At 40.3% G+C, this 26,635-nt stretch carries 16 protein-coding genes; 7 read left to right on the top strand and 9 right to left on the bottom strand.

What is annotated here, in order from left to right; genetic code table 11:
* Positions 1–183 precede the first annotated feature (183 nt).
* The gene (locus NQ505_RS00555) at positions 184–1,596 is read right to left on the bottom strand and encodes a RagB/SusD family nutrient uptake outer membrane protein (protein WP_008998963.1); all 1,413 of its coding nucleotides are present in this window, start codon (positions 1,594–1,596) and stop codon (positions 184–186) included.
* 20 nt (positions 1,597–1,616) lie between these two features.
* The gene (locus tag NQ505_RS00550) at positions 1,617–4,652 is read right to left on the bottom strand and encodes a SusC/RagA family TonB-linked outer membrane protein (protein ID WP_008998962.1); all 3,036 of its coding nucleotides are present in this window, start codon (positions 4,650–4,652) and stop codon (positions 1,617–1,619) included.
* 449 nt (positions 4,653–5,101) lie between these two features.
* Here NQ505_RS00550 and NQ505_RS00545 point away from each other — a divergent pair, with 449 nt between their 5' ends.
* From NQ505_RS00545 to NQ505_RS00520, 6 genes are all read left to right on the top strand, one after another.
* Entirely contained in the window at positions 5,102–6,274 is a 1,173-nt protein-coding gene (locus NQ505_RS00545) for a site-specific integrase (RefSeq protein ID WP_008998961.1), read from the top strand.
* A gap of 804 nt (positions 6,275–7,078) precedes the next feature.
* Positions 7,079–10,138, top strand: a complete 3,060-nt coding sequence (locus tag NQ505_RS00540; protein WP_369748179.1) for a SusC/RagA family TonB-linked outer membrane protein — start codon at positions 7,079–7,081, stop codon at positions 10,136–10,138.
* Between the two features lie 25 nt (positions 10,139–10,163).
* A complete protein-coding gene (locus tag NQ505_RS00535) occupies positions 10,164–11,768 on the top strand; it encodes a RagB/SusD family nutrient uptake outer membrane protein (protein ID WP_008998959.1) in 1,605 nt (534 codons plus the stop codon).
* Between the two features lie 25 nt (positions 11,769–11,793).
* A complete protein-coding gene (locus tag NQ505_RS00530) occupies positions 11,794–12,684 on the top strand; it encodes a hypothetical protein (RefSeq protein WP_008998958.1) in 891 nt (296 codons plus the stop codon).
* 110 nt (positions 12,685–12,794) lie between these two features.
* Positions 12,795–14,057, top strand: a complete 1,263-nt coding sequence (gene hflX / locus NQ505_RS00525; protein WP_004306522.1) for a GTPase HflX — start codon at positions 12,795–12,797, stop codon at positions 14,055–14,057.
* A gap of 92 nt (positions 14,058–14,149) precedes the next feature.
* Positions 14,150–16,141 carry a DUF4954 family protein gene (locus tag NQ505_RS00520; RefSeq protein WP_008998957.1) on the top strand — a complete coding sequence of 664 codons (1,992 nt, stop codon included), beginning with the start codon at positions 14,150–14,152 and terminating at the stop codon, positions 16,139–16,141.
* On the opposite strand, the gene NQ505_RS00515 is transcribed toward NQ505_RS00520, so the two are convergent.
* Positions 16,113–16,373, bottom strand: coding sequence for a hypothetical protein (locus tag NQ505_RS00515; RefSeq protein WP_229097412.1), 261 nt, complete (start codon positions 16,371–16,373; stop codon positions 16,113–16,115). The two genes, NQ505_RS00520 and NQ505_RS00515, sit on opposite strands and share 29 nt — an antisense overlap.
* 34 nt (positions 16,374–16,407) lie before the next feature.
* Between NQ505_RS00515 and NQ505_RS00510 the strand changes: the two genes are divergently transcribed.
* Positions 16,408–18,045, top strand: a complete 1,638-nt coding sequence (locus NQ505_RS00510; protein WP_008998956.1) for a fumarate hydratase — start codon at positions 16,408–16,410, stop codon at positions 18,043–18,045.
* A gap of 167 nt (positions 18,046–18,212) precedes the next feature.
* Here NQ505_RS00510 and pelA read toward each other — a convergent pair whose 3' ends face one another.
* The 6 genes from pelA to frr all read right to left on the bottom strand — a co-directional run bounded on the left by pelA (position 18,213) and on the right by frr (position 26,621).
* Entirely contained in the window at positions 18,213–19,307 is a 1,095-nt protein-coding gene (gene pelA, locus NQ505_RS00505) for a pectate lyase (protein ID WP_074637996.1), read from the bottom strand.
* Between the two features lie 151 nt (positions 19,308–19,458).
* Complete coding sequence (locus NQ505_RS00500) at positions 19,459–20,799, bottom strand: TolC family protein (RefSeq protein ID WP_008998954.1); 1,341 nt, start codon at positions 20,797–20,799, stop codon at positions 19,459–19,461.
* Positions 20,796–23,828 (bottom strand): efflux RND transporter permease subunit, encoded by a 3,033-nt coding sequence (locus NQ505_RS00495; protein ID WP_004326257.1) that lies wholly within the window; start codon positions 23,826–23,828, stop codon positions 20,796–20,798. The genes NQ505_RS00500 and NQ505_RS00495 overlap by 4 nt, the downstream gene beginning before the upstream one ends.
* 15 nt (positions 23,829–23,843) lie before the next feature.
* Positions 23,844–24,929: an efflux RND transporter periplasmic adaptor subunit gene (locus tag NQ505_RS00490; protein WP_008998953.1), complete on the bottom strand. Its 1,086-nt coding sequence runs from the start codon at positions 24,927–24,929 to the stop codon at positions 23,844–23,846.
* Positions 24,930–25,028: 99 nt separating this feature from the next.
* Positions 25,029–25,961 carry a ribosome small subunit-dependent GTPase A gene (rsgA, locus tag NQ505_RS00485; protein ID WP_004306535.1) on the bottom strand — a complete coding sequence of 311 codons (933 nt, stop codon included), beginning with the start codon at positions 25,959–25,961 and terminating at the stop codon, positions 25,029–25,031.
* Positions 25,962–26,060: 99 nt separating this feature from the next.
* Positions 26,061–26,621 carry a ribosome recycling factor gene (gene frr / locus NQ505_RS00480; RefSeq protein WP_004299198.1) on the bottom strand — a complete coding sequence of 187 codons (561 nt, stop codon included), beginning with the start codon at positions 26,619–26,621 and terminating at the stop codon, positions 26,061–26,063.
* Positions 26,622–26,635: the final 14 nt, after the last annotated feature.

Below are 26,635 nucleotides of genomic sequence, written 5' to 3'. Positions count from 1 at the left end.
ATTAGTCAAGATAAATATGACATTCATTGAAATTTTGCAAGCGAATTATTGTTTCTTACGTAAAACTATTTATGTATATATTTATAAATAATAAGACCTGCAATTTTAGAATTAATCGAAATTGCAGGTCTCATCTATTTATTTAAAATTTATCCTTATATGGAGGCAATATTAAAAAATGTTTTATCGAGGTAAATTATTACTCCATCCCTCTGTTTGTATAACTCCAAAACCTGAATTGACTTCAAAAGAAGGTATTGGGTACACAAATTTTGCGATGTTGAAATTAGTGTACGATCCATCTGCTACACTAATAATTTTGCCTAATCTTCTTGCATCAAAGAAGCGATGTCCTTCTTGAACCAGTTCTAATTTTCTTTCTTTATCAATGGCATCAATAACCGTTTGATCCTCTGCTATTTCATTGTCATCCAAATCCGGATTTCTTTTGGCAGCTACTTCCAATAGCTTTTCTTTAGCTTTTCCATAATTAGGAGTTGACTGTTTTGCATATGCTTCTGCCTGTATTAAATACATTTCAGGCAGTCTGAAAACTGGCAAATTAGAAATCTGATTATTGGTTGTGATACCACGCATTTTTCCACCAGTCCACGTACCGCCAAGAAGCGCCAGCCGAATATCATTAGGTGAATATTCTGCTACTGTTGCGCTGTTAATAGACAAACCGTATTTATTCCATAAAGTATTCAGAGCATTAGCGGACAAATAATCATCTTCGGCTTTTGCTATAAAGAAAATGTCTTCTGTCGAAACAGCCAATGTCGTATACATATTCTTATAGTCTTCTTTGGTTGATACAACTGTACCACCACTTAGGGTTATTGCCTCTTGAGCCGCTGTAATAGCCCCTTCGTAATTTTTCATATAGAGTTTTACGCGAGCTTCAAGTGCAGCAACTGCAGCCGTATTCATATACTGTTTACCTACATTTTCAACACCTTCTTTAGCATAATATTCTTTAGCTTTCGTTATATCATCAAGAATCAGGCTATAATTTTGTTCTACACTGACTCTTGACACCTGTGAATAGGCAGGGACGGGTTCAGTAACGTTTACGATACCTAATGTCGTTTTGTTGGCTTCCGAATATGGCAAACCAAACATGTTAGTCAAATAGAAAGAGCAGAGGGCTTTAATTGCATAGGCTTGAGCGATGCATCCTTCCACTTCTGACAGATCCCCCTTTGTTACTTCTTTAAATGAAGCGCCTTCTTTAATGATACGTGCACAACGGTCGATAGCCCAATATCCGTATGCCCATATTTCTTCTATGTATGAATTAGTATCCAGTATTTGATAGCGGAAGATGTCATAGAAATGAGACGTTGCAACGGAATGTGAAGTGATATCCGTTGGCGCATCTCCAATTGCTAATACATCACGTCCCAGAAAACGATATGAACCTAATGTGTAATATACACCATTTAGAGCATTCTGAAAATCTTGGGGAGTAACCAAGGCTTCTTCTGTCGGAACAGAAGTTGATGGCGTTTCTGTCAAGAAGTCATCGCATGCGGTGAATGAAATTGCCATCCAACCGGTTAATAAAGCAAATAATATTTTCTTCATTGTCATAAATTTCTAAAGTTATTTTTTTAGAAGCTAAGATTAAGACCGAACATGATATTTCTAGGTACAGGATATGCCCAAGACTGCATACCGGTAGATCTGGTTTGTGGATCAAATCCTATAAAATCTTTAGCAGTGATAGTGAACAAATTGTCAGCAGAGATATAAACTCTTAAATTGTCAATAGCCACCTTATTCATAAGGTTCTTCGGAAGAGTATATCCTAAAACCATGGATTTCATTCTTAAATAAGAACCATTCATTAAGAAACGGCTGGAATTAGTTTCTGCTCCCGAGTTGTCTCCAGCTACAAATTTGGGTACGTCGGTTATATCTCCCGGCTTTTGCCAGCGGTTGTCATAAACGTAGTTAGATACCGGGCCTAAGAAATAATGTCCAACCTGCATATCAAATGCAAATCCGGAGTTATATACTTTATTTCCCAAGGTGAAACTGGTATCAAAAGAGAAGTCAAAGCCTTTGTATTTGAAATTCATTCCAAAGCCACCATAAAATTTAGGATCGGCAGAACCTACAATTCGCTGACCGGCCTCATTTACATTTTTTGTTTTCTCATCCCCTTCTTGTCCTTTATACCACATTGCTTCTCCTGTTTCAGGATCCACTCCTGCATATTCCGGCATATAGAACGTATTATACGCTTCACCAACTTTTCTGATAGTTAGAGTATTCTCAATTGGTTTTTCTGTAGCAAGTTTTATGATTTTATTTTTATTTGCCGTACCAGTGAAACGAACATCCCAACTGAAATCTTTATTTCTAAGTACGTTAGCGTTAATTAAGAATTCTATACCTTTGTTTTCCATCTCACCTACATTTTTCAGGATAGATCCGAATCCAGTTGTGTAAGAAAGTGGTACATCAAATATCATATCTTTTGTCCGTTGGTTATAATAGTCTACTTCGAGTGTCAGTCTTTCGAAGAAAACAGCATGGATACCGATATCGGCTTTCGCAACAGTCTCCCATTTAAGATCCGGATTGGCTATTTGGTAAGGAATAGCTCCAGGTTTGCCATTATAAGAATATCCATAATTATACAATCCCATTGCTGCATAATAACCAATATCCTGATTACCTACAGTTCCATAACTACCTCTGATAGTCAAATCTGTCAACCAATTTTTGGTATTTTCCATAAAGCTTTCGTTAGAAATTCGGTATTTTGCTCCTATAGACCAAAAAGGAGCCCATTTGTTGTTTACACCAAATCTTGACGAGCCGTCATAACGGAAACTGCCTGACAGATAATATTTATCATTCAAGTTATATTCTGCATTCATAAAGAATGAAGAAAGAGTGCTTGCTTTGGTTGAAGATCCCGCCCCTGTTGGCTTGGAAGCATTGTCCAATTCAAAAACAGCATCACTAGGATATCCACTGGCAGCTGCATAAATTGTTCTATAAGATATTTTCTGTGCTTCTTGTCCCAACAACACATTCAAATGATGCATGTCTTTGAAAGTGCGGTTGAAGTTTACGGTATTGGTAATGGTCAAGGTTGTTGCTCTTTCTTGGTTTCTTTGACCAAGCATACCACTACCGGAATATTGAGGATTATAAATTGAACTGTAAAAGAACTCGTCCAAGTCAATCAAGCTCAATCCTGCATTTGTCTTCCATGTTAAGCCATCAATAATATTATAAGTAAAATATGGATTCACAACCAATGTAATCTGCTTTTGATTGCGTTTATCACCTTTTTCTTTATCGTTAATAGCTACAGGATTATAATTAACATTTGTATTATATGTTCCGTCTTCATTGCGCACCTGTTCAAACGGACGAATGTCATATACTGCTACAATAGGATTAGTATATTGGCTTTCAGTCATAGTGTTGTTTATATCAGAGAGTGCTCCATTCACAGAAAGTCCATATCCTATCCGTCCGCTTTTTCCATCTAAACTAATACGTCCGCTATAGCGTTTCATTCCAGTTCCGATGACGATACCTGTATTCTGAAAATATCCTCCACTAATATAATAGCGCAAATTTTCATTCCCACCTTGAGCACTGATATCATATTCTTGTGAAAAACCATTTTGCAGAATCTCCTTCAGCCAATCCACACTCTTGATATTTTGCGTCAAGTCCACATTATACCAATCCATAACATAGGCATTCAGCCATTCAGCAGAAGTCATGCCATCCTCACCGTCATATCCTGCATTTGTTAGTCCTTCGGTCCAGATCTCTTTGTATTTATCCAGATTTGTCGTACGATAATTATGATCTATCTTACCTACAAAACTAGTTCCGACTTTTGTATTCACATTAAAACGCGCTTTTCCCAGACTACCTTTTTTAGTAGTAACTACAATTACTCCATTCGCTGCACGAGCTCCATAAATAGCTGTAGCTGTAGCATCTTTCAAAACTGTGATGGACTCAATGTCGTTAGGATTGATATTAGCCATCGGACTTGCCGCCATATCCCCTGTCCCGGCTTTGTTATAAGCCCCCATTTTGTCTGTGTAAATGGCAATACCATCAATTACGTATAAAGGTTCAGTTCCAGAGTTCATTGAACCAACCCCACGAATAGTAGTAGAAGCATATGCACCAGGTTGTCCAGTCAAGCTATTTACTTGTAAACCAGCTACTGATCCTTCCAAAGACTTCATAAAGTTTGCATCTGTTTTTTTCATCAAGTCCTTATTATCCACCGTTTGGGCAGATCCCGTAAATGCCGCTTTTTTAGTTACCCCATATCCGGTTACCACAACCTCATCTATTAGCTGTGCATCAGATTTGAGAACCACTCGCAAATTGAGCTTTATCGCCACTTCCTGCGTCTGCATACCGATGTACGAAATCTGCAAAGTCTTTGCAGAACTTGGTACATTCGACAAATTAAAATTACCATCTACATCTGTGATTGTACCCAGAGTGGTACCTTTTACCAACACAGAAGCGCCAACAACTGGCTGCCCGTCTTCTTCAGAAATCACAACGCCTGTGACCTTTTGAGTCTGGGCAGTTACTAGGCCTATGCCCACAAAAAGGCATGCCAATAACAGCATTAATTTTCTTTTCATAAATTCTCTCTTAAAGTTTAACTTTACATTATTTGTATCTTTACTCTAACAATTTGCAAATATATTAATAAAACTGAAACTAGCAATTATATTAATAAAAAAAGGTTGCAAATATAACATTTTGTTATTTTACAAGCTGTATTTATGCCGATAAGCATATTTTTTTCAACCAAAAGCTTTGATTGCTAAAACAGCAATTGACACTTTGCATAAGCAAAATGCCTCTTTTAATATTTCTTTTACTCGTTTTTAGTCATAAAACACCTTTAAAAGCCATTCTTTTTGCTTTTTTCGTGAAAAAGCGAATAAAAAAGTGGCATTTAATTTAAAGTTTTGTGAATACCAAGTGATTTGAAGATTTATTTTTTAGAGATATTAATGCTTATTCGCCTCTGATATAGCACAGAATTACGTCTAATTTGTTCTATTATTAATTAAAAAATGAAAGTATGGAAAAGATCAGTTACAACCTTGTGTTTAACAGAAAGAAGAGATTGAATAAAAGAGGAATGGCATTAGTTCAGGTAGAAGCCTATCTGAACAGGAAAAAGATGTATTTCTCCACCAAAATATATCTCAAACCGGAACAGTGGGATGCCAAACGAAAAATGGTGAAGAATCATCCTAATGCGAATGTTTTGAATCGTATGTTATATGAAAATATAGCAGCTATTGAGCAAACAGAACTTGGACTATGGCAACAGGGAAAGTCCATATGGTTAGATTTATTAAAAAATTCTATTGATAAACCTCTAAGCAATGGAAGGTCGTTTTTGACTTTTTTTAAAGAGGAGATAGCCAATTCTTCTTTGAAAGAAAGTACCCGTCAAAATCACCTTTCCACGCTTGAATTACTTCAGGAGTTCAAGAAAGAGGTATTATTTACCGATTTGACATTTGAGTTTGTGTCTTCATTTGATAATTATCTGCAATCTAAAGGTTATCACCTTAATACTATTGCCAAGCACATGAAGCATCTGAAACGATATATTAATGTTGCAATAAATAAGGAGTATATGGATATACAGAAGTATGCCTTTAGAAAATATAAAATTAAAAGTATAGAAGGAAGCCATACACACTTAGCTCCGGAAGAGTTACACAAATTTGAGAATTTGCAGCTGACTGGAAGATATACGAGACTGCAAAAAACAAAAGATGCTTTTTTATTTTGCTGTTATGCTGGATTACGATATTCTGATTTCACTAATCTGACCTCTGCAAATATTGTTGAGTTCCATCAGGAGACTTGGATAATATACAAATCTGTCAAAACAGGTATGGAGGTACGCCTTCCTTTATATTTATTATTTGAGGGTAAAGGAATCCAGATATTGCAACGCTATAAAGATGACCTCAATAGTTTTTTCAAGTTGAAAGACAATTCTAATATTAATAAGGAATTAAACATATTGGCAGGCTTGGCTAAAATTGATAAACGTGTATCGTTTCACACCGCCCGTCATACAAATGCTACCTTATTATTATATAATGGTGCCAATATAACTACTGTACAAAAACTGTTAGGACATAAAAGTGTAAAGACCACGCAGGTATATGCGAATATAATGGATATTACAGTGGTGCGTGATCTTGAGAAAACTGCCTCATCAAAAAAATAATAATAAGCACAAAAACTAAACAAAAGTGTTCTGTTTTTAAGATTTGGTTATAGAAATGGAAGGTATAATTTTCTCTAATAGAAGAACAGTGTGTATAATTAAATGAAAGAATATGCAATATAAGTTCCGAAAACGCATATATATAATCTAAAGATACATCATAATTACGAATATTATCACTCGTCCCATTTAAAGGAATAAAACGTTCCTTTAAAAGGAACGAGTCATTGGTCGTAGAGAAGCCCTTGCTTTCTTTAAAAGGAAAGGATTAAAAGCTAATTTATAAACTTGACAGCCTCTAATAGCTATTAAAATCCGGCATTTGGGGTTCTTTCATTTTAGCATCAGATAAATGATAAATACCTCTTTTTGCATAATTAGATGTAATTACACAATCTCTTTGATACAGAAAAAGCATATAACCATCCAATATAAATATTCATCAATCATATTCTCTGCGATTTTGGAGGATATTTGAATCCACCCCTGCATATTTTAAAATATACAGTAATAAAATATGCATTTTTTCATCTGGAGTTTTTCTTTTTCTTAGATTACCGTTTGCTAATGAATATATTATTATAGTCAATAATTATTGGATATAATTTAGAACAAGAAAACCATCTTCAACAGTTAAGATGGAAATAAGTTTTAGCTTATATCATATAAGATAAGAACTTAAATAATTAATTAATAGATGGTTATGCCCTATTTTTGATAGAAATCTGGTATCATAAATCAGTAAATTAATATGTTTGGTAGGTGCTTAATATATTGATAATCTGCATAATAACTACAACAAAAATTTATTTCCGAAGGAAAGCAAACATCATATATATTGTTAGTAATCAACATATTATAGTTGTATTTAGTTCTGCAAAGACTTTGCAGATTTCGTATATCGGAATGCAAACACAAGAAGTGGCTATTAAACCTAAACTGAAAATCGTCTTAAAATCTGATACAGAGGTGCTTGATGAGGTGATTGTTACAGCTTACGGTACTTCTACCAAAGGAACTTTTACCGGATCTGCTTCCGTGATGAAAGCTGATAAGATTGAAAAGCGTCAGGTTTCCAATGTATCTAATGCGTTAGCTGGTGCAGTAGCCGGTGTACAGATTTTGAGTGATAATGGTCAGCCGGGCGAGTCTGCCAAAGTTCGTATCCGTGGTGTTGGGTCAATCAATGCAGGTATGGAACCTTTATATGTAGTGGATGGAGTTCCCTATGATGGAGATTTGTCTTCCATAAACTCTGCTGATATTGAAACGATGACAGTATTAAAAGATGCTGCTTCTACTGCATTGTATGGTGCTCGTGGTGCCAATGGTATCATTATGATTACTACTAAAAGAGGTACCTCCGGTAAAGCTCGTATTAACTTCGATGCTAAATGGGGTGCTAACTCACGGGCAATTAAGACATATGATGTAATGACTAGCCCGAAAAATTATATTGAAACTGCCTATCAGTCAATTTATAATTCTCAGATAAGCTTGGGATACTCTCCTGAAGATGCTAATATCAGAGCAAATAAGATTCTTCCGTCCGAAGCTTCCGGTGGTTTGGGATATCAGGTATATACAACGGCTCCGGGTGAGTTATTGGTTGGTTCCAATGGTAAACTGAATCCGAATGCTACTTTGGGTTACTCTGACGGTCAATATTACTATACTCCGGATAATTGGGCAGATGAAACTTTCCAGAATAATCTTCGTCAGGAATATAATCTGAGTGCATCCGGTGGTAGTGATAAAGGAACTTATTATTTCGCTTTCGGATACTTGGATGACCAGGGAGTCATTTCCGGTTCAGGTTTCAAACGTCTTAATGGTCGTTTTAAAGGAGATTATAAGCTGTATAGCTGGTTGAAAATTGGAGCTAATGTTAGTTATGTCAATACAGAGAGTCGCTACCCGGGAGATCAGGATGCAAATGCTACCGCTTCTTCAGGAAACGCCTTCTATATAGCAAACAATATGGCACCTATCTATCCTTTGTATGTTCGTGGTGCTGACAAGCAGATTCTATTGAACAACGGACGTAAAGTGTATGACTATGGAGACGGACAGAGTACAAACTTCTCTCGTTCTTTCATGTCAATCGCTAACCCTTCCGGTGACTTGATTTATAATAAGAGAGAATATTTGAGTGACGTAATAAACGCTAACTGGTTTGCAGAGATAACTCCTATCACAGGTTTGACAATATCTGCACGCTACGGTTTGAATATCGACAATACCCGTCAAAATGAAATGGGTAATGCATATATGGGACAGTCTGCTTCTTATGGTGGTACTGCTTATCAGGCTGCTATTCGTACTTATGGATTTGACCAGCAGTATGTTGCAAATTATCAATTTGCACTTAAAGATGTACATCACTTCGATGTAACAGCCGGTTATGATGGTTATTCCTATGAATATACACTGTTGGAAGGTAGTGGACAGAATCTGTATAATCCGGAAAGCTTCTATTTGGGTAATGTGATTGATAAATTCACGATAGGTGGCAAAAAGGACTTGTACTCAACAAAAGGTTTCTTTGGTCGTGTGAACTATTCATATAATGATACCTATTTTGGAAACGTTTCTTATCGTCGTGATGCTTCTTCTCGTTTTGCTCCGGAGAATCGTTGGGGTAACTTCTGGTCTGCAAGTGTGGCATGGATGTTGACTCGTGAAAGCTTCATGGAAGATATTACATGGGTGAATATGTTGAAATTTAAAGCCTCTTTCGGTCAGCAAGGTAATGATGATATTCTTTACCCGGGCGTTCTTTTGGAAAAGAACTACTATCCTTGGTTGGATCAATATAAGATGACTGGTGCTAATGGTACATTTGCCGATGGTACATTATTATATAAAGGTAACCCGGATATTACTTGGGAAACTTCTACTTCATACAATATCGGTGCCGATTTTGGTCTGTTCAACAATAAGTTGAATGGTAGTATTGAATATTTTGGCCGCAAATCAAAAGATATGCTTTACAATAGACCGACAGCCGGTAGCTTGGGATATACAGCAGTTCCGATGAATGTTGGTTCTATGACAAACTCTGGTGTTGAAATTGATTTGAATTATCAGATCATGGCCAATAAGAAATTTAATTGGAGTGTGAACCTGAACGCAACATTCGTTAAGAATAAGATTAATAAACTGCATCCTGACTTGAACGGAAAACTGATTGATAGTGACCGTATCTATGAAGAGGGAGAATCTATGTATCGTATGTATCTGGTAGATTACGCAGGCGTGGATGAAAAAACCGGAGAAGCCTTGTACTGGGCAAAGGATGATAATGGCAATGCAATTAAAACCTCGGAATATTCAACAGCTGAAAATTATAAAGTGGCTACTGATGATATGATGCCTACTGTCTACGGTGGTTTGGGTACAACATTTGAAGCTTACGGATTCGACGCTTCTATTCAGTTGTCTTATCAGTTGGGCGGTAAAATCTATGATACCGGTTACAGACGTCTGATGCACGGAGGTGCTTCAAGCAGTGCAGGATGGAACTGGCATAAAGACATATACAACGCCTGGACACCGGAGAATCCGACTTCCAATATCCCTCGTCTGAATGCGAGTGATAAATATACCAATTCTGCATCAACCCGTTGGTTGACAAGCTCTGACTATTTGAGTATCAACAATATTACTGTAGGATATACTCTGCCGCAACAACTGGTGAAGAAAGTCATGCCTGACAAAGTACGTGTATACTTCACTGCTGATAATGTTGCTTTGATCTCTGCACGTAAAGGTCTTGACCCGCGTCAGAGCTATATTTCGGCTACAACAGCACTTTATACTCCTATTCGTACGATTTCGGGAGGTATTAGTCTTACATTTTAATTGAACTACAAATCAAGAACTTAATATGAAAACAAAATATATTTTTGCTTCTCTTTTATTATCTTCTTTGGCTTTCACAGGTTGCGAAGACATGGATACATTGCCGGAAGGCAATATCGTAACTTCGAATCAGAAAGATGAGATTGGGAAGATAGACCCTACCAAGGTAGAGGCACGTGTTAATGCGATTTTTGCACAATTTAGTTTGATGACACCGAATAAAGGTGCGTTACAGCTTGAACGTCATAACGACTTTGGTTACCCCAGTGTAATGTTGTTTACTGATGCGAACGGTAATGACGTAGTGACTGATGATAACGGATACAACTGGATGGGGGATGAGCTTAGTTATACCGACCGTTCCCAGACATCGCTCAGCTGCCAGATTATATGGAACGATATGTATGCCATTATTTATGCAGCCAACAATGTAGCTAAAGAGATTGATCCTGCTACATCGGATGCAACGGAGCAATACTTTTTATCACAAGGATTAGGAGCACGTGCTTTCTCATATTGGGTATTGGCACAACTTTTCCAATTCAACTATAAGGGTAACGAAAGTAAACCTTGTGTACCGTTGATTACTGATAAAAATATGGAGGCTGCTGCTGATAACGGTTGCCCTCGCTCTACTGTTCAGGATGTATATACGCAGATTACAACAGACTTGACTGCTGCTGTAGATTTGCTTAAAAAAGCAGAGAGTGCAGGCGAAGAAAGAAAGGATAAACGCTATATCAGTCTTGCCGTTGCTTACGGATTACAGGCTCGTGTTTATTTGTCTATGCATGAATATGCGCAGGCAGCTACTGCAGCAGGTAATGCAATAGAGGCTGCTGCCAATGAGGGCATTAGTCCGGCTGGAATGACGGATGTCAATAAGCCTGCATTTTGGACTGTTAGCGAAAAGAACTGGATGTGGGGTATCATAGTCAATGAAACGGATGAAATTGTATCTTCCGGTATTGTGAACTGGCCGTCTCACATGGGGTCTTTGAATTTTGGATATGCAAACTTCTCCGGTGGTCTTCAAATTAGTAAATCATTATATAACCAGATACCAAATACCGATGTTCGAAAAGGCTGGTGGCTCGGAGGAGATTTGAAGTCTAAAAATCTATCTGCTTCCCAGCAGGCCATGGTAACAGGTTACGGTTATAAAGCATATACTCAAGTGAAATTTGCTCCTTATAATAATGTTCTTGAGACTTCTATTAATGCGAATGATATTCCTTTGATGCGCGTTGAAGAGATGTATTTGATTAAGGCGGAAGCAGAGGCTATGTCCGGACAAGATGGTAAGAAGACTTTGGAGGATTTTATTAAGAAATATCGTAATGAAAGCTATGTCGTTAGCAACTCTGATATTCAGGAAGAAGTATTCTTGCAACGTCGTATTGAACTTTGGGGTGAGGGGTTGAACTGGTTTGACGTGATGCGTTTGAATAAAGGTGTTGACCGTCGTGGAGCAGGATTCCCGAATGATAATATGATCTTTAATATTGCTCCGACTGATCCGATTTTATTGTGGCCTATTCCTCAAGCTGAAATTCAGGCAAACCAGGCTTTGTCAGCAGCCGATCAGAATCCTACATCAACGACTCCGAAACCTGTAGAGGATAAATAATAATTCTATTAATAATTTGAATCATATGAAACTAAATAAGATCTTATTATATTTATTAATCGTTCCGGCTTTGTCTTTTGTAAGCTGTAGCGACTATGAAGATACTGAAGTGACGAGCCCGCAGGCAGATGAAAATGCTTTAGGTGCAAACTTTACTGCTGCTACTACTTCGGTTGTAGTACACCCGGATGAGAATAAATACCAACTGACGTTGAACCGTTTGAATACGAAAGAAGCGGTATCTGTTCCTGTAACTGTAAAATCCTGCTCGGAAATAGATGGAGTGAAATTTACAGAAGTTCCGACTGCGTTTTTATTTGCAAAAGGTGAATCTAAAGCGACTGTAGAATTGAAACTTAATGATAAATGCAAATTTCAGGAAGTTTATAAGTTGACACTGTCACTGGGAGAGGGAAAAGATCATCCTTATGCAGCTGGAACTTCTTCAACCGTTGTATCTGTGTCTAAGGACTATGATTGGGTAGAGATAGACCATCCTGTGGTTGTGGAAGCCAAATGGTATGATGGTGGAATTTTAGCACCTCTTGAATTTGCTTCCGACTATGAAGGCGAGGATGGAAATCAATTATTCAGAATCAAAGCTCTTTATTCCGCTGCCGGAACGGCATCTACAGCTACAGGACATTTACAGTTCCTGTTGGATGAGAATTATGATGTTGTAAGCATGTTGTCTGTTGGTGATGCTTATAATCCAGAGAAGATTAACACCGGTGTAGTGGATAAGACTACGAAAGCACCTTATTACATGAACGTGAAATCTGCAGAGAAAACAAGCGAAGGCGCGTACGTCTTTACTTATGATGTTTTCTATTATGAGAATAACGTTGCGAAAAATAAAGTGGAAGGTGTAACGGCAACTCTCGATTATGATATAGCAGGTGCAATGGAAGAATAATATAGGATATTTTAAATCCTGAATGATACGAAAAAGAGGACAATAAAACATTGTCCTCTTTTTTTTTGTTATATTTGCGCCCACATTATTATATATAATAGAAGTAAAGAATGAAAGAATTTGTAATATCCGAAGCCAAAGTAGAAACAGCAGTGCTTGTAGGACTCATCACACAGACGCAGGATGAGCGTAAAACAAACGAGTATCTGGATGAACTGGCTTTCCTTGCCGAGACGGCTGGGGCGGAAGTTGTGAAACGATTTACACAGAAGTTGCCGACAGCTAACTCTGTGACTTATGTTGGAAAAGGAAAGTTGGAAGAAATCAGACAATATATCCATGACGAAGAGGAAGCAGAACGTGAAGTAGGAATGGTCATCTTTGATGACGAACTTTCTGCGAAACAGATTCGTAATATTGAAGCTGAACTGAAAGTGAAGATACTGGACCGTACTTCACTGATTCTTGATATATTTGCCATGCGTGCGCAGACAGCCAATGCGAAGACACAGGTAGAACTGGCACAGTATAAATATATGTTGCCACGTTTGCAGCGACTCTGGACTCACTTGGAACGCCAGGGAGGTGGTTCCGGTGCCGGTGGTGGTAAAGGTTCCGTGGGACTTCGTGGTCCGGGTGAAACACAGCTCGAGATGGACCGTCGTATCATCCTGAACCGTATGTCATTGCTTAAAGAACGTCTGGCAGACATTGACAAACAGAAAGCTACCCAGCGTAAGAATCGCGGACGTATGATACGTGTTGCACTGGTTGGTTACACCAATGTGGGAAAATCAACCATGATGAACCTTCTCTCAAAGAGCGAAGTGTTTGCAGAAAACAAACTGTTCGCAACGTTGGATACCACTGTACGCAAAGTGATTATCGATAATCTACCGTTCCTGTTGTCGGATACGGTAGGGTTTATTCGTAAGTTGCCTACCGATCTGGTAGAATCTTTCAAATCAACGTTGGATGAGGTGCGTGAAGCGGATCTGCTTGTACACGTAGTCGATATTTCCCACCCCGGATTTGAGGAACAGATTGAAGTGGTGAACAAAACACTGGCAGAGATTGGTGGCAGTGGCAAACCCATGATACTTGTATTTAACAAAATAGACGCTTACACCTACGTGGAGAAAGCGCCGGACGACCTTACCCCCCGAACAAAGGAAAACTTAACACTCGAAGAACTGATGAAGACGTGGATGGCAAAGATGGAGGACAACTGTCTCTTTATTTCCGCCCGCGAACGAATCAATATAGACGAACTGAAAAATGTAGTTTATCAGCGAGTGAAAGAATTACACGTTCAGAAATATCCCTATAACGATTTTCTTTATCAGACCTACGAAGAAGAAGAGGAAGAATAATCAATATGTCAAGCTGCGGATGTACCAATTTCTATGCAACACGCGTAGCCAATTGATACATCGGCATATGGGCACGTTAACACATTATTATAATGAAAGACTATCGTAGATTGACTGAAGATGAGGTACTTCAGTTGAAGAGCCAGTCATGTCTGGCCGATGATTGGGGAAATGTATCAGTGGCAGAGGGCTTTAATTGTGAATACGTCCATCATACCCGTTTCTCGGGTGAAGTGAAACTGGGGGTATTCGAAGCAGAATTTACATTGCCGGGGGGCATTAAGAAACATTCGGGATTGCGTCATGTGACGTTGCATAATGTATCGGTGGGCGATAACTGTTGTATTGAGAATATCCAGAACTATATTGCTAATTATGAGATTGGTAGTGACACCTTCATTGAGAATGTAGATATAATCTTAGTGGATCGGTTGAGCACTTTCGGCAATGGAGTGGAAGTGGCTGTCTTGAATGAAACAGGAGGCCGTGAGGTGTTGATGAACGATAAACTGTCTGCGCACCAGGCATATATACTTGCACTGTACCGCCATCGTCCCGAGTTGATAAACCGCATGAAATCTATTGCGGATTATTATTCCAATAAACATGCTTCTGCTGTCGGCAGTATTGGCAATCATGTGATGATTCTCAATACGGGCTCGATCAAGAATGTCCGGATTGGTGATTACTGCCATATCTGTGGGACCTGCCGCTTATCCAATGGCAGCGTCAATAGTAATGTGACGGCACCTGTACATATCGGACATGGTGTAATCTGTGATGACTTTATTATTTCTTCCGGCTCTAAAGTGGATGACGGTACGATGCTGACTCGTTGTTTCGTCGGACAATCCTGTAAACTGGGACACAATTATTCCGCTTCCGATTCTTTATTTTTTAGTAATTGTCAGGGAGAGAACGGTGAGGCATGTGCTATTTTTGCAGGTCCTTTTACGGTGACACACCATAAATCTACTTTATTGATTGCCGGTATGTTCTCGTTTATGAATGCGGGTTCGGGGTCCAACCAGAGTAATCACATGTATAAGTTAGGTCCTATCCATCAGGGAACGATGGAAAGAGGAGCGAAGACTACTTCCGATTCATATATCTTATGGCCGGCACGTGTCGGGGCCTTCTCTTTGGTAATGGGACGTCATGTTAATCATGCCGATACTTCCAATCTTCCTTTCTCTTACCTGATAGAGCAGCGGAATACCACTTATCTGGTTCCGGGAGTAAACTTGAGAAGTGTGGGTACTATCCGTGACGCACAGAAATGGCCAAAGCGTGATAAGCGAAAAGATCCGAACCGGCTGGATTATATCAATTATAACCTGCTGAGTCCTTATACCATTCAGAAGATGTTTAAAGGACGTTCCATTTTGAAAGAATTGAAACGTGTATCCGGTGAAACTTCAGAGATCTACTCCTACCAGAGTGCTAAAATCAAGAACTCTTCTCTAAATAACGGAATTCGTTTTTATGAAATCGCCATTCACAAGTTCTTGGGAAACTCCATCATAAAACGATTGGAGGGTATTAATTTCCAGACCAATGAAGAAATCCGTCAGCGACTGAAACCTGACACGGAAATCGGACTTGGCGAATGGGTGGATGTTTCCGGACTGATTGCTCCCAAGAGTGAAATCGACCGATTGTTGGATGGTATTGAGAATGGAACAGTCAATCGTTTGAAATCCATCAATGCAAGTTTCGCGGAAATGCACGAGAATTATTATACCTATGAATGGACATGGGCTTATCATAAGATTCAGGAATTCTATGGCTTAGATCCGGAAACGATTACGGCACAAGATATCATCGGTATTGTGAAAGCATGGCAGCAAGCTGTTGTCGGATTGGATAGGATGGTGTATGAGGACGCTAAGAAAGAATTCTCATTGTCTTCCATGACTGGATTCGGTGCTGATGGTTCTCACGATGAAATGAAGCTGGATTTTGAGCAGGTACGCGGTGATTTCGAAAGCAATACCTTTGTGACAGCAGTATTGAAACATATTGAAGATAAAACAGCTCTTGGAAACGAGTTAATCAAACGGATTGAAGCAATCGAATCATAATAGGAGTGGCAGATGGCGAACTGTGGATGATAAACAGGATATGATAAATAGCAAACTGTAAATAAAATAGTGAGCGGTGAACGGCAGATGTCAATGAATGGCATAGCTTGTTTACCGCTCGTTGTTTATAGTTTATGATTGTCTTTTGCTGTTCCTGCTTTTCTCCGTTATTCATTCTTAATTCTTCATTCATCATTCGCCATTCTTCATTCTTAATTACTACCTTTGCCACACTAACTAACATTACGTAATAAAATAAGAAACTTATGGCAACACCTCCGTTTAAGTATCAGCCCATGTTTGAAAAGGGAAAAGATACAACTGAGTATTATCTGCTTACAAAAGACTATGTATCAGTAAGCGAGTTTGAAGGAAATCCCATCCTGAAAATTGAAAAAGAAGGTTTGACTGCGATGGCTAATGCAGCTTTTCGTGATGTATCATTCATGCTTCGTCGTTCGCACAACGAACAAGTTGCTAAGATTCTGAGTGATCCGGAAGCAAGTGAAAACGATAAGTATGTGGCATTGACTTTCCTGCGTAACGCAGAAGTTGCTTCAAAAGGTGTACTTCCTTTCTGTCAGGACACTGGTACTGCTATTATCCATGGTGAAAAAGGACAGCAGGTATGGACTGGATATTCTGATGAAGAAGCGCTTTCACTGGGCGTATATAAAACATACACTGAAGAGAACCTGCGTTATTCACAGAATGCGCCTTTGAATATGTATGATGAGGTAAATACAAAATGTAACCTCCCTGCACAGATTGACATCGAAGCTACCGAAGGTATGGAATACGAATTCCTTTGCGTAACAAAAGGTGGTGGTTCTGCCAACAAGACATATTTGTATCAGGAAACAAAAGCGATCCTGAATCCCGGTACACTGGTTCCATTTCTGGTTGAAAAAATGAAAACATTGGGAACAGCCGCTTGCCCTCCTTATCATATCGCTTTCGTGATCGGTGGAACTTCTGCTGAAAAGAACTTATTGACAGTGAAACTGGCTTCTACTCATTTCTATGATAATTTGCCGACTACTGGAAACGAATATGGTCGCGCATTCCGTGACATCGAACTGGAAAAAGAAGTCTTGGCAGAAGCTCACAAAATTGGATTGGGCGCGCAATTCGGAGGTAAATATCTTGCTCATGACGTACGCATCATCCGTTTGCCTCGTCACGGTGCTTCTTGTCCGGTAGGTTTGGGAGTGTCTTGCTCTGCCGACCGTAACATCAAATGTAAAATCAATAAGGACGGTATCTGGATTGAGAAGCTGGATTCAAATCCGGGCGAACTTATTCCTGTAGAACTGCGTCAGGCTGGTGAAGGTGATGTTGTGAAGATCGACTTAAATCGTCCGATGTCTGAAATCCTGAAAGAACTGACTAAATATCCGGTTGCTACCCGTCTGTCACTGAACGGAACAATCATCGTAGGGCGTGACATCGCTCATGCTAAACTGAAAGAACGTTTGGATCGCGGTGAAGACTTGCCACAATATATTAAGGATCATCCTATTTATTATGCAGGTCCGGCAAAAACCCCGGAAGGCATGGCTTGTGGCTCTATGGGTCCTACTACGGCAGGACGTATGGACTCTTATGTAGAACTGTTCCAAAGTCATGGCGGTAGCATGGTGATGTTGGCTAAAGGCAACCGTAGCCAGCAGGTGACAGATGCTTGTAAGAAATATGGTGGTTTCTATCTTGGCTCTATCGGAGGTCCGGCAGCTATCCTTGCACAGAATAACATCAAGAGCATCGAATGTGTGGAATATCCGGAATTGGGTATGGAAGCCATCTGGAAAATTGAAGTAGAAAACTTCCCTGCATTTATCTTGGTGGATGATAAGGGTAATGACTTCTTCAAACAGTTGAAACCGTGGAATTGCACAAAATAACCGGTTTTAACCTGTTGGGATAAAACTTTAAGAAGAGGCTAAATGCCCTGAATTTATAAAATCCCCTCACTCTGCAATGTAGTGAGGGGATTTCATCTTTTGAGGACTTAAAGACTTTCCGGATATTTATTTTTGTAGTGTAGATATCAGCCTTTCATCATTTGTGATTACTTATTCTGTTCTTTTTTCCATTTTTCATATCTCTTCAATACCTTACTACCATCTTTGTTATACCAACTATAACCATTCCGGCGCTCATGCCCGATTTCCGATATATCATATTTTTTAATGCCGTCACGGTCGCAGAAAAAAGGCCGGTTCGTTTCCAGTTCATAAAAACGTGCCCAGAGAGTTGGACAGTCTTCACAGGGAACCATACGATAGTCTTTTTTACCTTCGCTGTTAGTGAAATATTCCTTCTGTATTCCTTTTATTTTAGACTTTTGGAACCATTTGATTGCTCCTTCTATGGATTTTACAACTTCTGCGGATGGATTAGGAAGTGACATCAACAGCAATACAATATTGTCCGACTCTTGTCCGCTTAGTGACGGAAGTTCATAAGCACGTGCTTTGCAGGGTTCCAAAGTGACACGGTCGTGTTGTGCGCACCATACCGTTAATTCTCCATTTTGGCGCACCTGCGTTTTGAGTATACACTCTATACCTTTGTTAAATGCATTGCGTGCTTGTTCGCAGATATTGTCAGGAAGAAAAGTATATGGAGCTTTCTTTTCGTATATGCTCCGAAGTTGATTCATGACTCTCACCATTGCATTGTCATTGTAGGTGATTTGTACATAATAACCTTTGGGACGTGGATAAAATTGAGGCCATCCTCCGTTTTCATATTGCGATTTGAGCAGATATTGAATACCGTTCAGCACTCCTTCTTTATATTTCTCTTTCTGTGTAGCCAGATAAAGTCGTGCCAGATATTCTATTTCTGTCGTGGTAGCATTGTTGTCAATGGTGCTTTGGTTGGTATCTTCTTTGGCTTTTAGTGCTGCCTTATATTCTTGTTCCGTCAGTTCTGCCGGCATATAGATATTCTTGGGCCAGCCTCCGGTAGTTTGTTGATACAGTAACACGTTGTCACCAATGCGTTGGGCTTCTTCTGTCTTAAAAAAATCATCGTCAAATTTGGGAGCGATGTGTACCCATTCTTTGTAGTTTTGCTGTTTTCTGTAATCTGTTGCTTTTTGGGCTGAGGCATTTGTCAGGATAAAAAGTAATAGTAAGAAAAGACTTAGTTTTCTCATGGCTTTTATTATTTAATGTTTTTATGGTATGCAAATGTAGAAAGAAAGAAGAATAACGATATATAATAACTGTTTTTTATGCAGTAAAAATTGGGTTAACCTTCCCGATAAGAAGATTAACCCAATAAAAAAATAAATGGAAACTACTTCCTTATTCCAGATACTTCGTAATCTTTCCGCTGATTTGCAACAGGGATATTTCGCAAAGTTTCGTATTGTATTCGGCAGAGAGGATGCGTTCCTCTGCATCTAACAAACTTTTTTGTGCTTCGCGCACTTCAAAACCGGAGAGGTCTCCCTGTATATAACGGTCCATGGCAATATCGTGGTTGTCCTTGGCGGTTATCAGGTTCTGACGTTCCAGATTCAACAATTGGAGATTGTTGCGATAGGCTTGCCATAGGTTACTAAGATCAGAGCGGAGTGCTAACTCCATGTCCTGTCGTTCCAGACGACGATTTTTGAAAGCCAGACTCGCATTTCTCTTTTCGCGGCGGCGATTACCGTCGAATATATTAAAACCGACAGTTATTCCGGCATTGAAACCCAGTTCACCTCTTCTACTGTTTGCGTTGATGTCATACTTGTTGAACGTATATCCATATCCGGTATTTAATTTGAGATATGGATAGTTGCGTGAGTTTATTTTCTTGTAGTCCAATTGGGCAAGTACCGTGTTTTGATCGGCTTTAAGCAAAGAAGCATTGGTCGCTAACGTAGAATTCCACAAGTCATCAAATTGCAAGTCGCTGTGTACGTCAATGGTAGAGTCTTTGATAATAATGTTTTGATTGACGTTGTTGTTGGCCATTAGTTCATTCAACTGGATGCGTGAAGAATGGAGCAATTCCTGTTGTTTGATGTATTGGGCACTGTCTGCATTGAAATCCACTTTTGCCTGCTGATAATCCAGTCCTGAAAACTTACCAACCAGGTGACTAGCCTCGGCTATGCGTAAGCGCTCTTTGGAAAGCGACATTGCATAATGAAAGTTTTTCAGACGAATCTTCTGCTGAATAAAATTATAGTATTCGGAAGTCAGGGCAGCAATAAAATCCTCAATAGCGATACGGGTGTTGGTTTCTCCCTGACGTTCCAGTTCTTTCAACTGTTTGTAGGTGGTGCTGATATTGAATCCGTCGAAAATAGTCCAGTTGAGGTTAAGGCCGACATTAACCGTCTGATCGTAGACTCCGTTATTCTTTGTTATTTCTCCGGTAGCACGCGCCTTGGTTTCAATATTGTCCAAGTTTCCGGTATATCCGGCAGAGAAGTCCAATGTAGGCAGGTAACCCGCATTTCCCAACGTTGCGTTGTTTTTGCTGATCTGCTCTTCGTTGTGGATGATACGTAAAGAGTAATTATTTTGCAATCCTTCTTCCAGACACTCCTTTAGAGTGAGGACTTGTGCCTTAGCAAAAGAGACTGATAAGAAGGCACATGCAATGGTTATATAGGCGATGCGTTTCATGCAAATTCCTTTCTGTTTCATTCTTGTAATTTTTTGATTCGGTTAGTCGAAATGTAACTGTAAATAGCCGGTACAATGTACATCGTAAGCAGAGTGGATACGACCATACCACCTACCACTGCCGTACCCATGGCGATACGCTGGTTACAACCTTCTCCGGTGGCAAATGCCAGCGGAATAAGTCCCAAAACCGTAGAGGCGCTTGTCATCAGAATCGGACGGAGGCGTTGTAGTGCAGCATCTTTGATGGCGCTCATTTTATCCTCTCCGGCTTCCTGTTTCTGATTGGCAAATTCTACAATCAGGATACCGTTCTTTGCCACCAGACCGATCAGCATGATAATACCGATCTGACTGAAAATATTCATCGTAATATCTCCGAAATACATGAAGACCAAAGCTCCGGCAATAGCCAGTGGTACTGTCAACATGATAATCAGCGGATCTTTGAAACTTTCAAACTGGGCTGCCAGAATCAGGTAAATCAGAAGAATGGCCAGGATAAAGGCGAACATCAGACTGGAAGAACTTTCACGATATTCTTTCGAGTCTCCCGACAGGGCGGTGCGGAAAGTATCGTCCAGTGTTTCCTTGGCAATCTTATCCATCTCGTCCAAACCTTGCCCGATTGTTTTTCCATCTGCCAATCCTGCAGAAATCGTAGCTGACACAAAACGATTATAGCGATATAACTTTGGAGGAGCAATACCGCTTTCCAACTCAATCAAGTTATCCAACTGAATCATATCCCCACTGTTGCTACGAACGTAAATCGCTTTCAAGTCAGCCGGCTTGTTTCGTTGCTGGCGGTTGATTTCACCAAGAATCTCATATTGCTTACCGTTCATATAGAAATATCCCATACGCTGACCGCTCAATCCATATTGCAGCGTTTGAGCAATATTTTTGGTACTTACTCCCATAATACTGGACTTGTCGCGGTTGATCTGGATACGGGCTTCCGGCTTACTGAACTTCAAATCGACGTCCGCCATCTGGAAGACAGGATTCTCATATACTTTAGCCATAAACTTAGGCAGCACTTCTTCCAACTTTTCCAAATTGGTAGCCTGAAGTACATATTGAACAGGCATACTTCCACGACGTCCACCAAAAGAAGACTGTTGTTGCACGAATGAACGCGCCATCGTTTTCTTCTGCACCGCTTTCGAAATCTTCTCGGCAACTTCCATCTGTGTGTAGTTACGGTCTTTCATGTCATGCAATGTGATACGCACGTTTCCGCTACCACTAGATACACGGGCAGTCACTGATTCCGCATCAGGAAGAATGGAGTCTACCAGCTGATTGATATCTTCCGTATAATCCCGGATATATTCATAAGTGACACCTTCTGCTCCTCGTGTATTGATACTGATTTGCGAACGGTCTTCAAGTGGAGCCATTTCCGCAGGAACTGCATTCCATAGAATACCAATCAGGCAAATCGTGATGAAAGTAAATGGGAGAGCGATCCAGCGTTTGCCGAGGAAAGCGGCAAGTGACCGACTGTATAGCCGGTTCATTCCTTCAAAGAATGGTTCTGTTTTGGCATAGAACCAACTCTGCTTTTCCCGTTTTATGAGCAATTTCGTTGCCAGCATCGGTGTGAAAGTCAATGCGGCAAATGAGGAAATAATAACCGAACCGGAAATTACGATACTGAACTCACGGAACAGTCGTCCCGTCATTCCGTCCATAAAGACGATCGGGAAGAATACCGCTACCAGTGTGATAGTCGTTGAAATAACGGCAAAGAAAATTTCTTTGGCTCCTTCTATGCCCGCTTCTTTCGGAGCCATTCCTTTCTCAATACGGATGTATATATTTTCCGTCATAACGATGGCATCATCTACCACCAGTCCCACCGATAGTACGATGGCGAGCATGGAAAGCACATTGATGGAGAATCCGGCCAGATACATGACGAAGAATGCACCGATAAGGGAGACAGGAATTACGATACAAGGCACCAATGTAACGCGCCAGTCACGCAGGAAGAGGAAGATAATGATAATTACGAGTACAAAAGCCTCATACACCGTTGACTTTACCTCATTGATAGACGCACGGATAAACTTGGTATTATCAAAACCGTAGTTATAGTGTACGTCTTCCGGCAAGTCCTTTTTCATCTGTTCCATACGCTGGTATACCGCATCCGCAATCTCAATATGGTTGGCTCCCGGCTGTGGGATAACAACGACGCCCACCATCGGAACACCGTTCATTTTCATATAACTCTTGATGTCGGCAGGTCCCAGTTCGGCACGTCCGATATCGCTGAAACGGACAATACGGTTATTCTCTTCTTTGATAATCAAATCATTGAATTCATCTGCGGTATGCATCAATCCCAGTGTTCGGATAGTCAGCTCGGTGGTATTTCCTTCGATACTACCGGAAGGAAGTTCCACATTCTCATTGTCTACGGCGTTTTTAACGTCGATAGGAGTGATTCCGTAGCCGGCCATTTTAACCGGGTCGAGCCAGAGACGCATGGAGTAACGCTTTTCTCCCCAGATAGATACACTACTTACATCGGAAATGGTCTGTAACTGTTCTTTTACAGTCAAGTCCGCTATTTCACTTAATTCCAACAGGGAACGTTTATCACTTTGAAGAGCAACCATCAGGATCGGTTGGGCATCGGCATCGGCTTTTGAGACAGTCGGAGGGTCACAGTCGCGAGGCAGATAACGTTGGGCACGTGAAACCTTGTCACGCACGTCGTTGGCTGCTGTTTCCAAATCGACGGACAACTCAAATTCTACTGTAATACGGCTTTGTCCCTGTTGACTCACACTGGACAAAGAACGGATACCGGGAATACCGTTGATATTCTGTTCCAACGGTTCGGTTATCTGGTTCTCGATAACATCGGCATTAGCTCCCGGATAAGAGCAACTCACGGAAATGATCGGATTATCCACTGACGGATATTCGCGGACACCCAGATAGTTGTATCCGATGAATCCGAAAAGGAGGATAATGATCGTTAATACTGTGGCTAATACCGGGCGACGTATACTTAATTCGGATATATTCATAGGGCGCTGGTATTATTAATCAATATTGTCAAGTGTGACTGCAAGTCCGGTACGGAGCTGTAGTGTTCCTGAAGTAATGATTGTATCTCCTATGTGCAGCCCTCTTATTGCCTGTACTTCAGATGCCGTGCGGATGCCGGTAATAATATCCACCGGTTCGGCTTTTCCTGATTTATACAGATAGACTTTATCCTTACCCATTTCCGGCACGATTGCTTCTGTAGGGATGGCTATTGCATTAGGAATTTCTTCCTTTTTCAATAATACGCTTGCGTAACGGCCGGGAAGTAAGGTATGATGAACATTCGGGTATAATGCACGAGCGGTAAATTGATGCAGATTCGGGTCGATAGCCGATTCTACAGCGTATACTTGTGCACCGAAAGCATCCAACGTTCCTTCCACACTGAAGTTGAGGTTAGTTCCCTTCTTGATTTGCTTGGCATAACGTTCCGGTACGGAGAATTCCACTTTCAATGGAGCGATTTTAGTCAGTTTGGCAACCACTGTAGTCGGAGAGGCATACGTACCGACACTGACTTGTCGAAGTCCGATAATTCCGTCAAACGGAGCGCGAAGTTCAGTCAGTTCGATATTGGTTTTTATAATTTCTATGTCGGCGTTCAGGGTAGCTAAATCCGTCTTAACCTGTTCGTAGGCTTCTTTACTGACAGCATCCCGTTTCAACAAAGCGTCCTGACGGAATACACGGTCTTCTGCCAGTTTCAATTGTGAAATCAATCTTTGCAATTGCGCCTGCAACTGTCGGTCGTTTACCTTGGCTAGTAATTGGCCTTTCTTTACGGCCGTTCCTTCTTCGAAGTTGATTTCTACAATTTTGCCCGAAGTCTCGAAAGATAAATCCACCTCTTCGTCCGGCAGAAGCACACCGGTAGTAGTAAACTCATCTGTCAGGGATTGCGGTTTTATGACCTTGGCATTTACATTTAGTACTTGTTTTCCTCTTTTCTGATTGCCACTCATTACTTTGTCGGCGGCTGCTAGTTCGTCGTTTTTTTTCGGTAATTGTGAGTAGATTCCTCCACCGATGATTCCGGCACCAACAAGAATAATGATGCCCCACTTAGTCTTCTTATTCATGGTTTAGTATTGTATATAGCAATTATATTATATGTCATCAAAGATTAGACTTCTCCCAAAGGGAAAGGTTTAAAGAAGAAAAAAGTAAAAAAGAGTTAATCAGTAGGCAGCCCGGTATTTCCCTTCCTCTTTATCTTCCAACATATTTAGATAAGAGGTATAGCGGGATTCGCTGATAAGATGTTCTTCCACTGCTTTGCGTACGGCACATCCCGGTTCATGACGGTGGGTGCAGTTACCATATTTGCAGTCGGCAGAAATTTTGAATATTTCAGGAAAATAGTGTCCGATCTCTTCTTCCTCCATATCGAATGTGCCGAAGCCTTTGATGCCCGGAGTGTCGATAATATAACCGTTTCCTTCTACGGGAAACATCTCGGAGAAAGTGGTGGTATGCATTCCTTTGTTATGGTAAGAAGAAATCTCGCCGGTTCTGGTTTCTATGCCCGGCAGTATGGAATTGATAAGAGTTGATTTGCCGACTCCCGAATGTCCGGAGAATAAGGTGATTTTGCTTTCCAGAGCTTTCTTGATTTCCTCCACTCCATTACCGTTCTTTGCGGAAACTTTGAAGCAGGGATAGCCGATCTGTGTATATAAGTTGATGAGTGCGTCCAGATAGCGGAGTTCGTCCTCGTCGTAAGCATCTACCTTATTAAATACCAGTTTGACGGGAACACGATAGGCCTCTGCGGATGCGAGGAATCGATCAATAAAAATAGTGGAAGTTTCGGGATAATTGATCGTTACCACCAGCATACACTGATCGAGATTGGCGGCAAGGATGTGGGATTGTTTGGAAAGATTGGAAGAACGGCGAACGATGTAGTTCTTTCTATCTTCTATTTCGCTGATAAAAGCAGTGCCTTCCTGATTAAGTATAATCTGAACACGATCGCCTACTGCTACAGGATTAGTGCTGCGAATCCCTTTCAGTCGGAAATTACCTTTGATTTTACATTCGATAGATTGTCCGTCATCGGTTTTCACCTGATACCAGCTACCCGTATTTTTGATTACTAATCCCTTCATTTATTTAGTTGATAGTTAATAGTTGATAGTTGAGAATTGGTTGCATTATCCAGTAACTGCATAGTAACTATCAACTCTCAACTATCAATTCTCAACTAATTAAACAGTCATAATTTCTTTATCCTTTTCAGCCAGCATATCATCGATTTGCTTGATATACTTATCATGGATTTTTTGCAGTTTGGCTTCCGCATTCTTCTGTTCGTCTTCTGCCAATCCGTCTTTTACAGCTTTCTTCAGTGCGTCGATACCGTCACGACGAGCGTTACGTACACTAACTTTAGCCGTTTCACCTTCTCCTTTACACTGTTTTGCCAGTTGTTTACGACGTTCTTCCGTCAAAGGAGGAATACCGATACGGATCATTTCACCATTGTTTTCAGGCATGATACCGAGGTCAGAGTCGATGATTGCTTTTTCGATGACACGGAACATGCTTTTATCCCACGGCTTGATTACGATACTGCGGGCGTCCGGAGTAGTAATTGCTGCTACATTGCTGATAGGCACCATACTTCCGTAAGAATCTACGCGGATACCATCTAATAAGCGGGCACTCGCTTTTCCAGCGCGGATATGTGCCAGTGCTTCTTCCAGATACATGATGGCCATATCCATTTTTTCTTGTGCATTGTCAAGGCAAGTCTTTACGTCTACCATATTTTTTGAGATTT

This window comes from Bacteroides sp. D2 (assembly GCF_025147085.1).
GTDB lineage: Bacteria > Bacteroidota > Bacteroidia > Bacteroidales > Bacteroidaceae > Bacteroides.
This window is presented reverse-complemented; position numbering and strand designations above follow the sequence as displayed.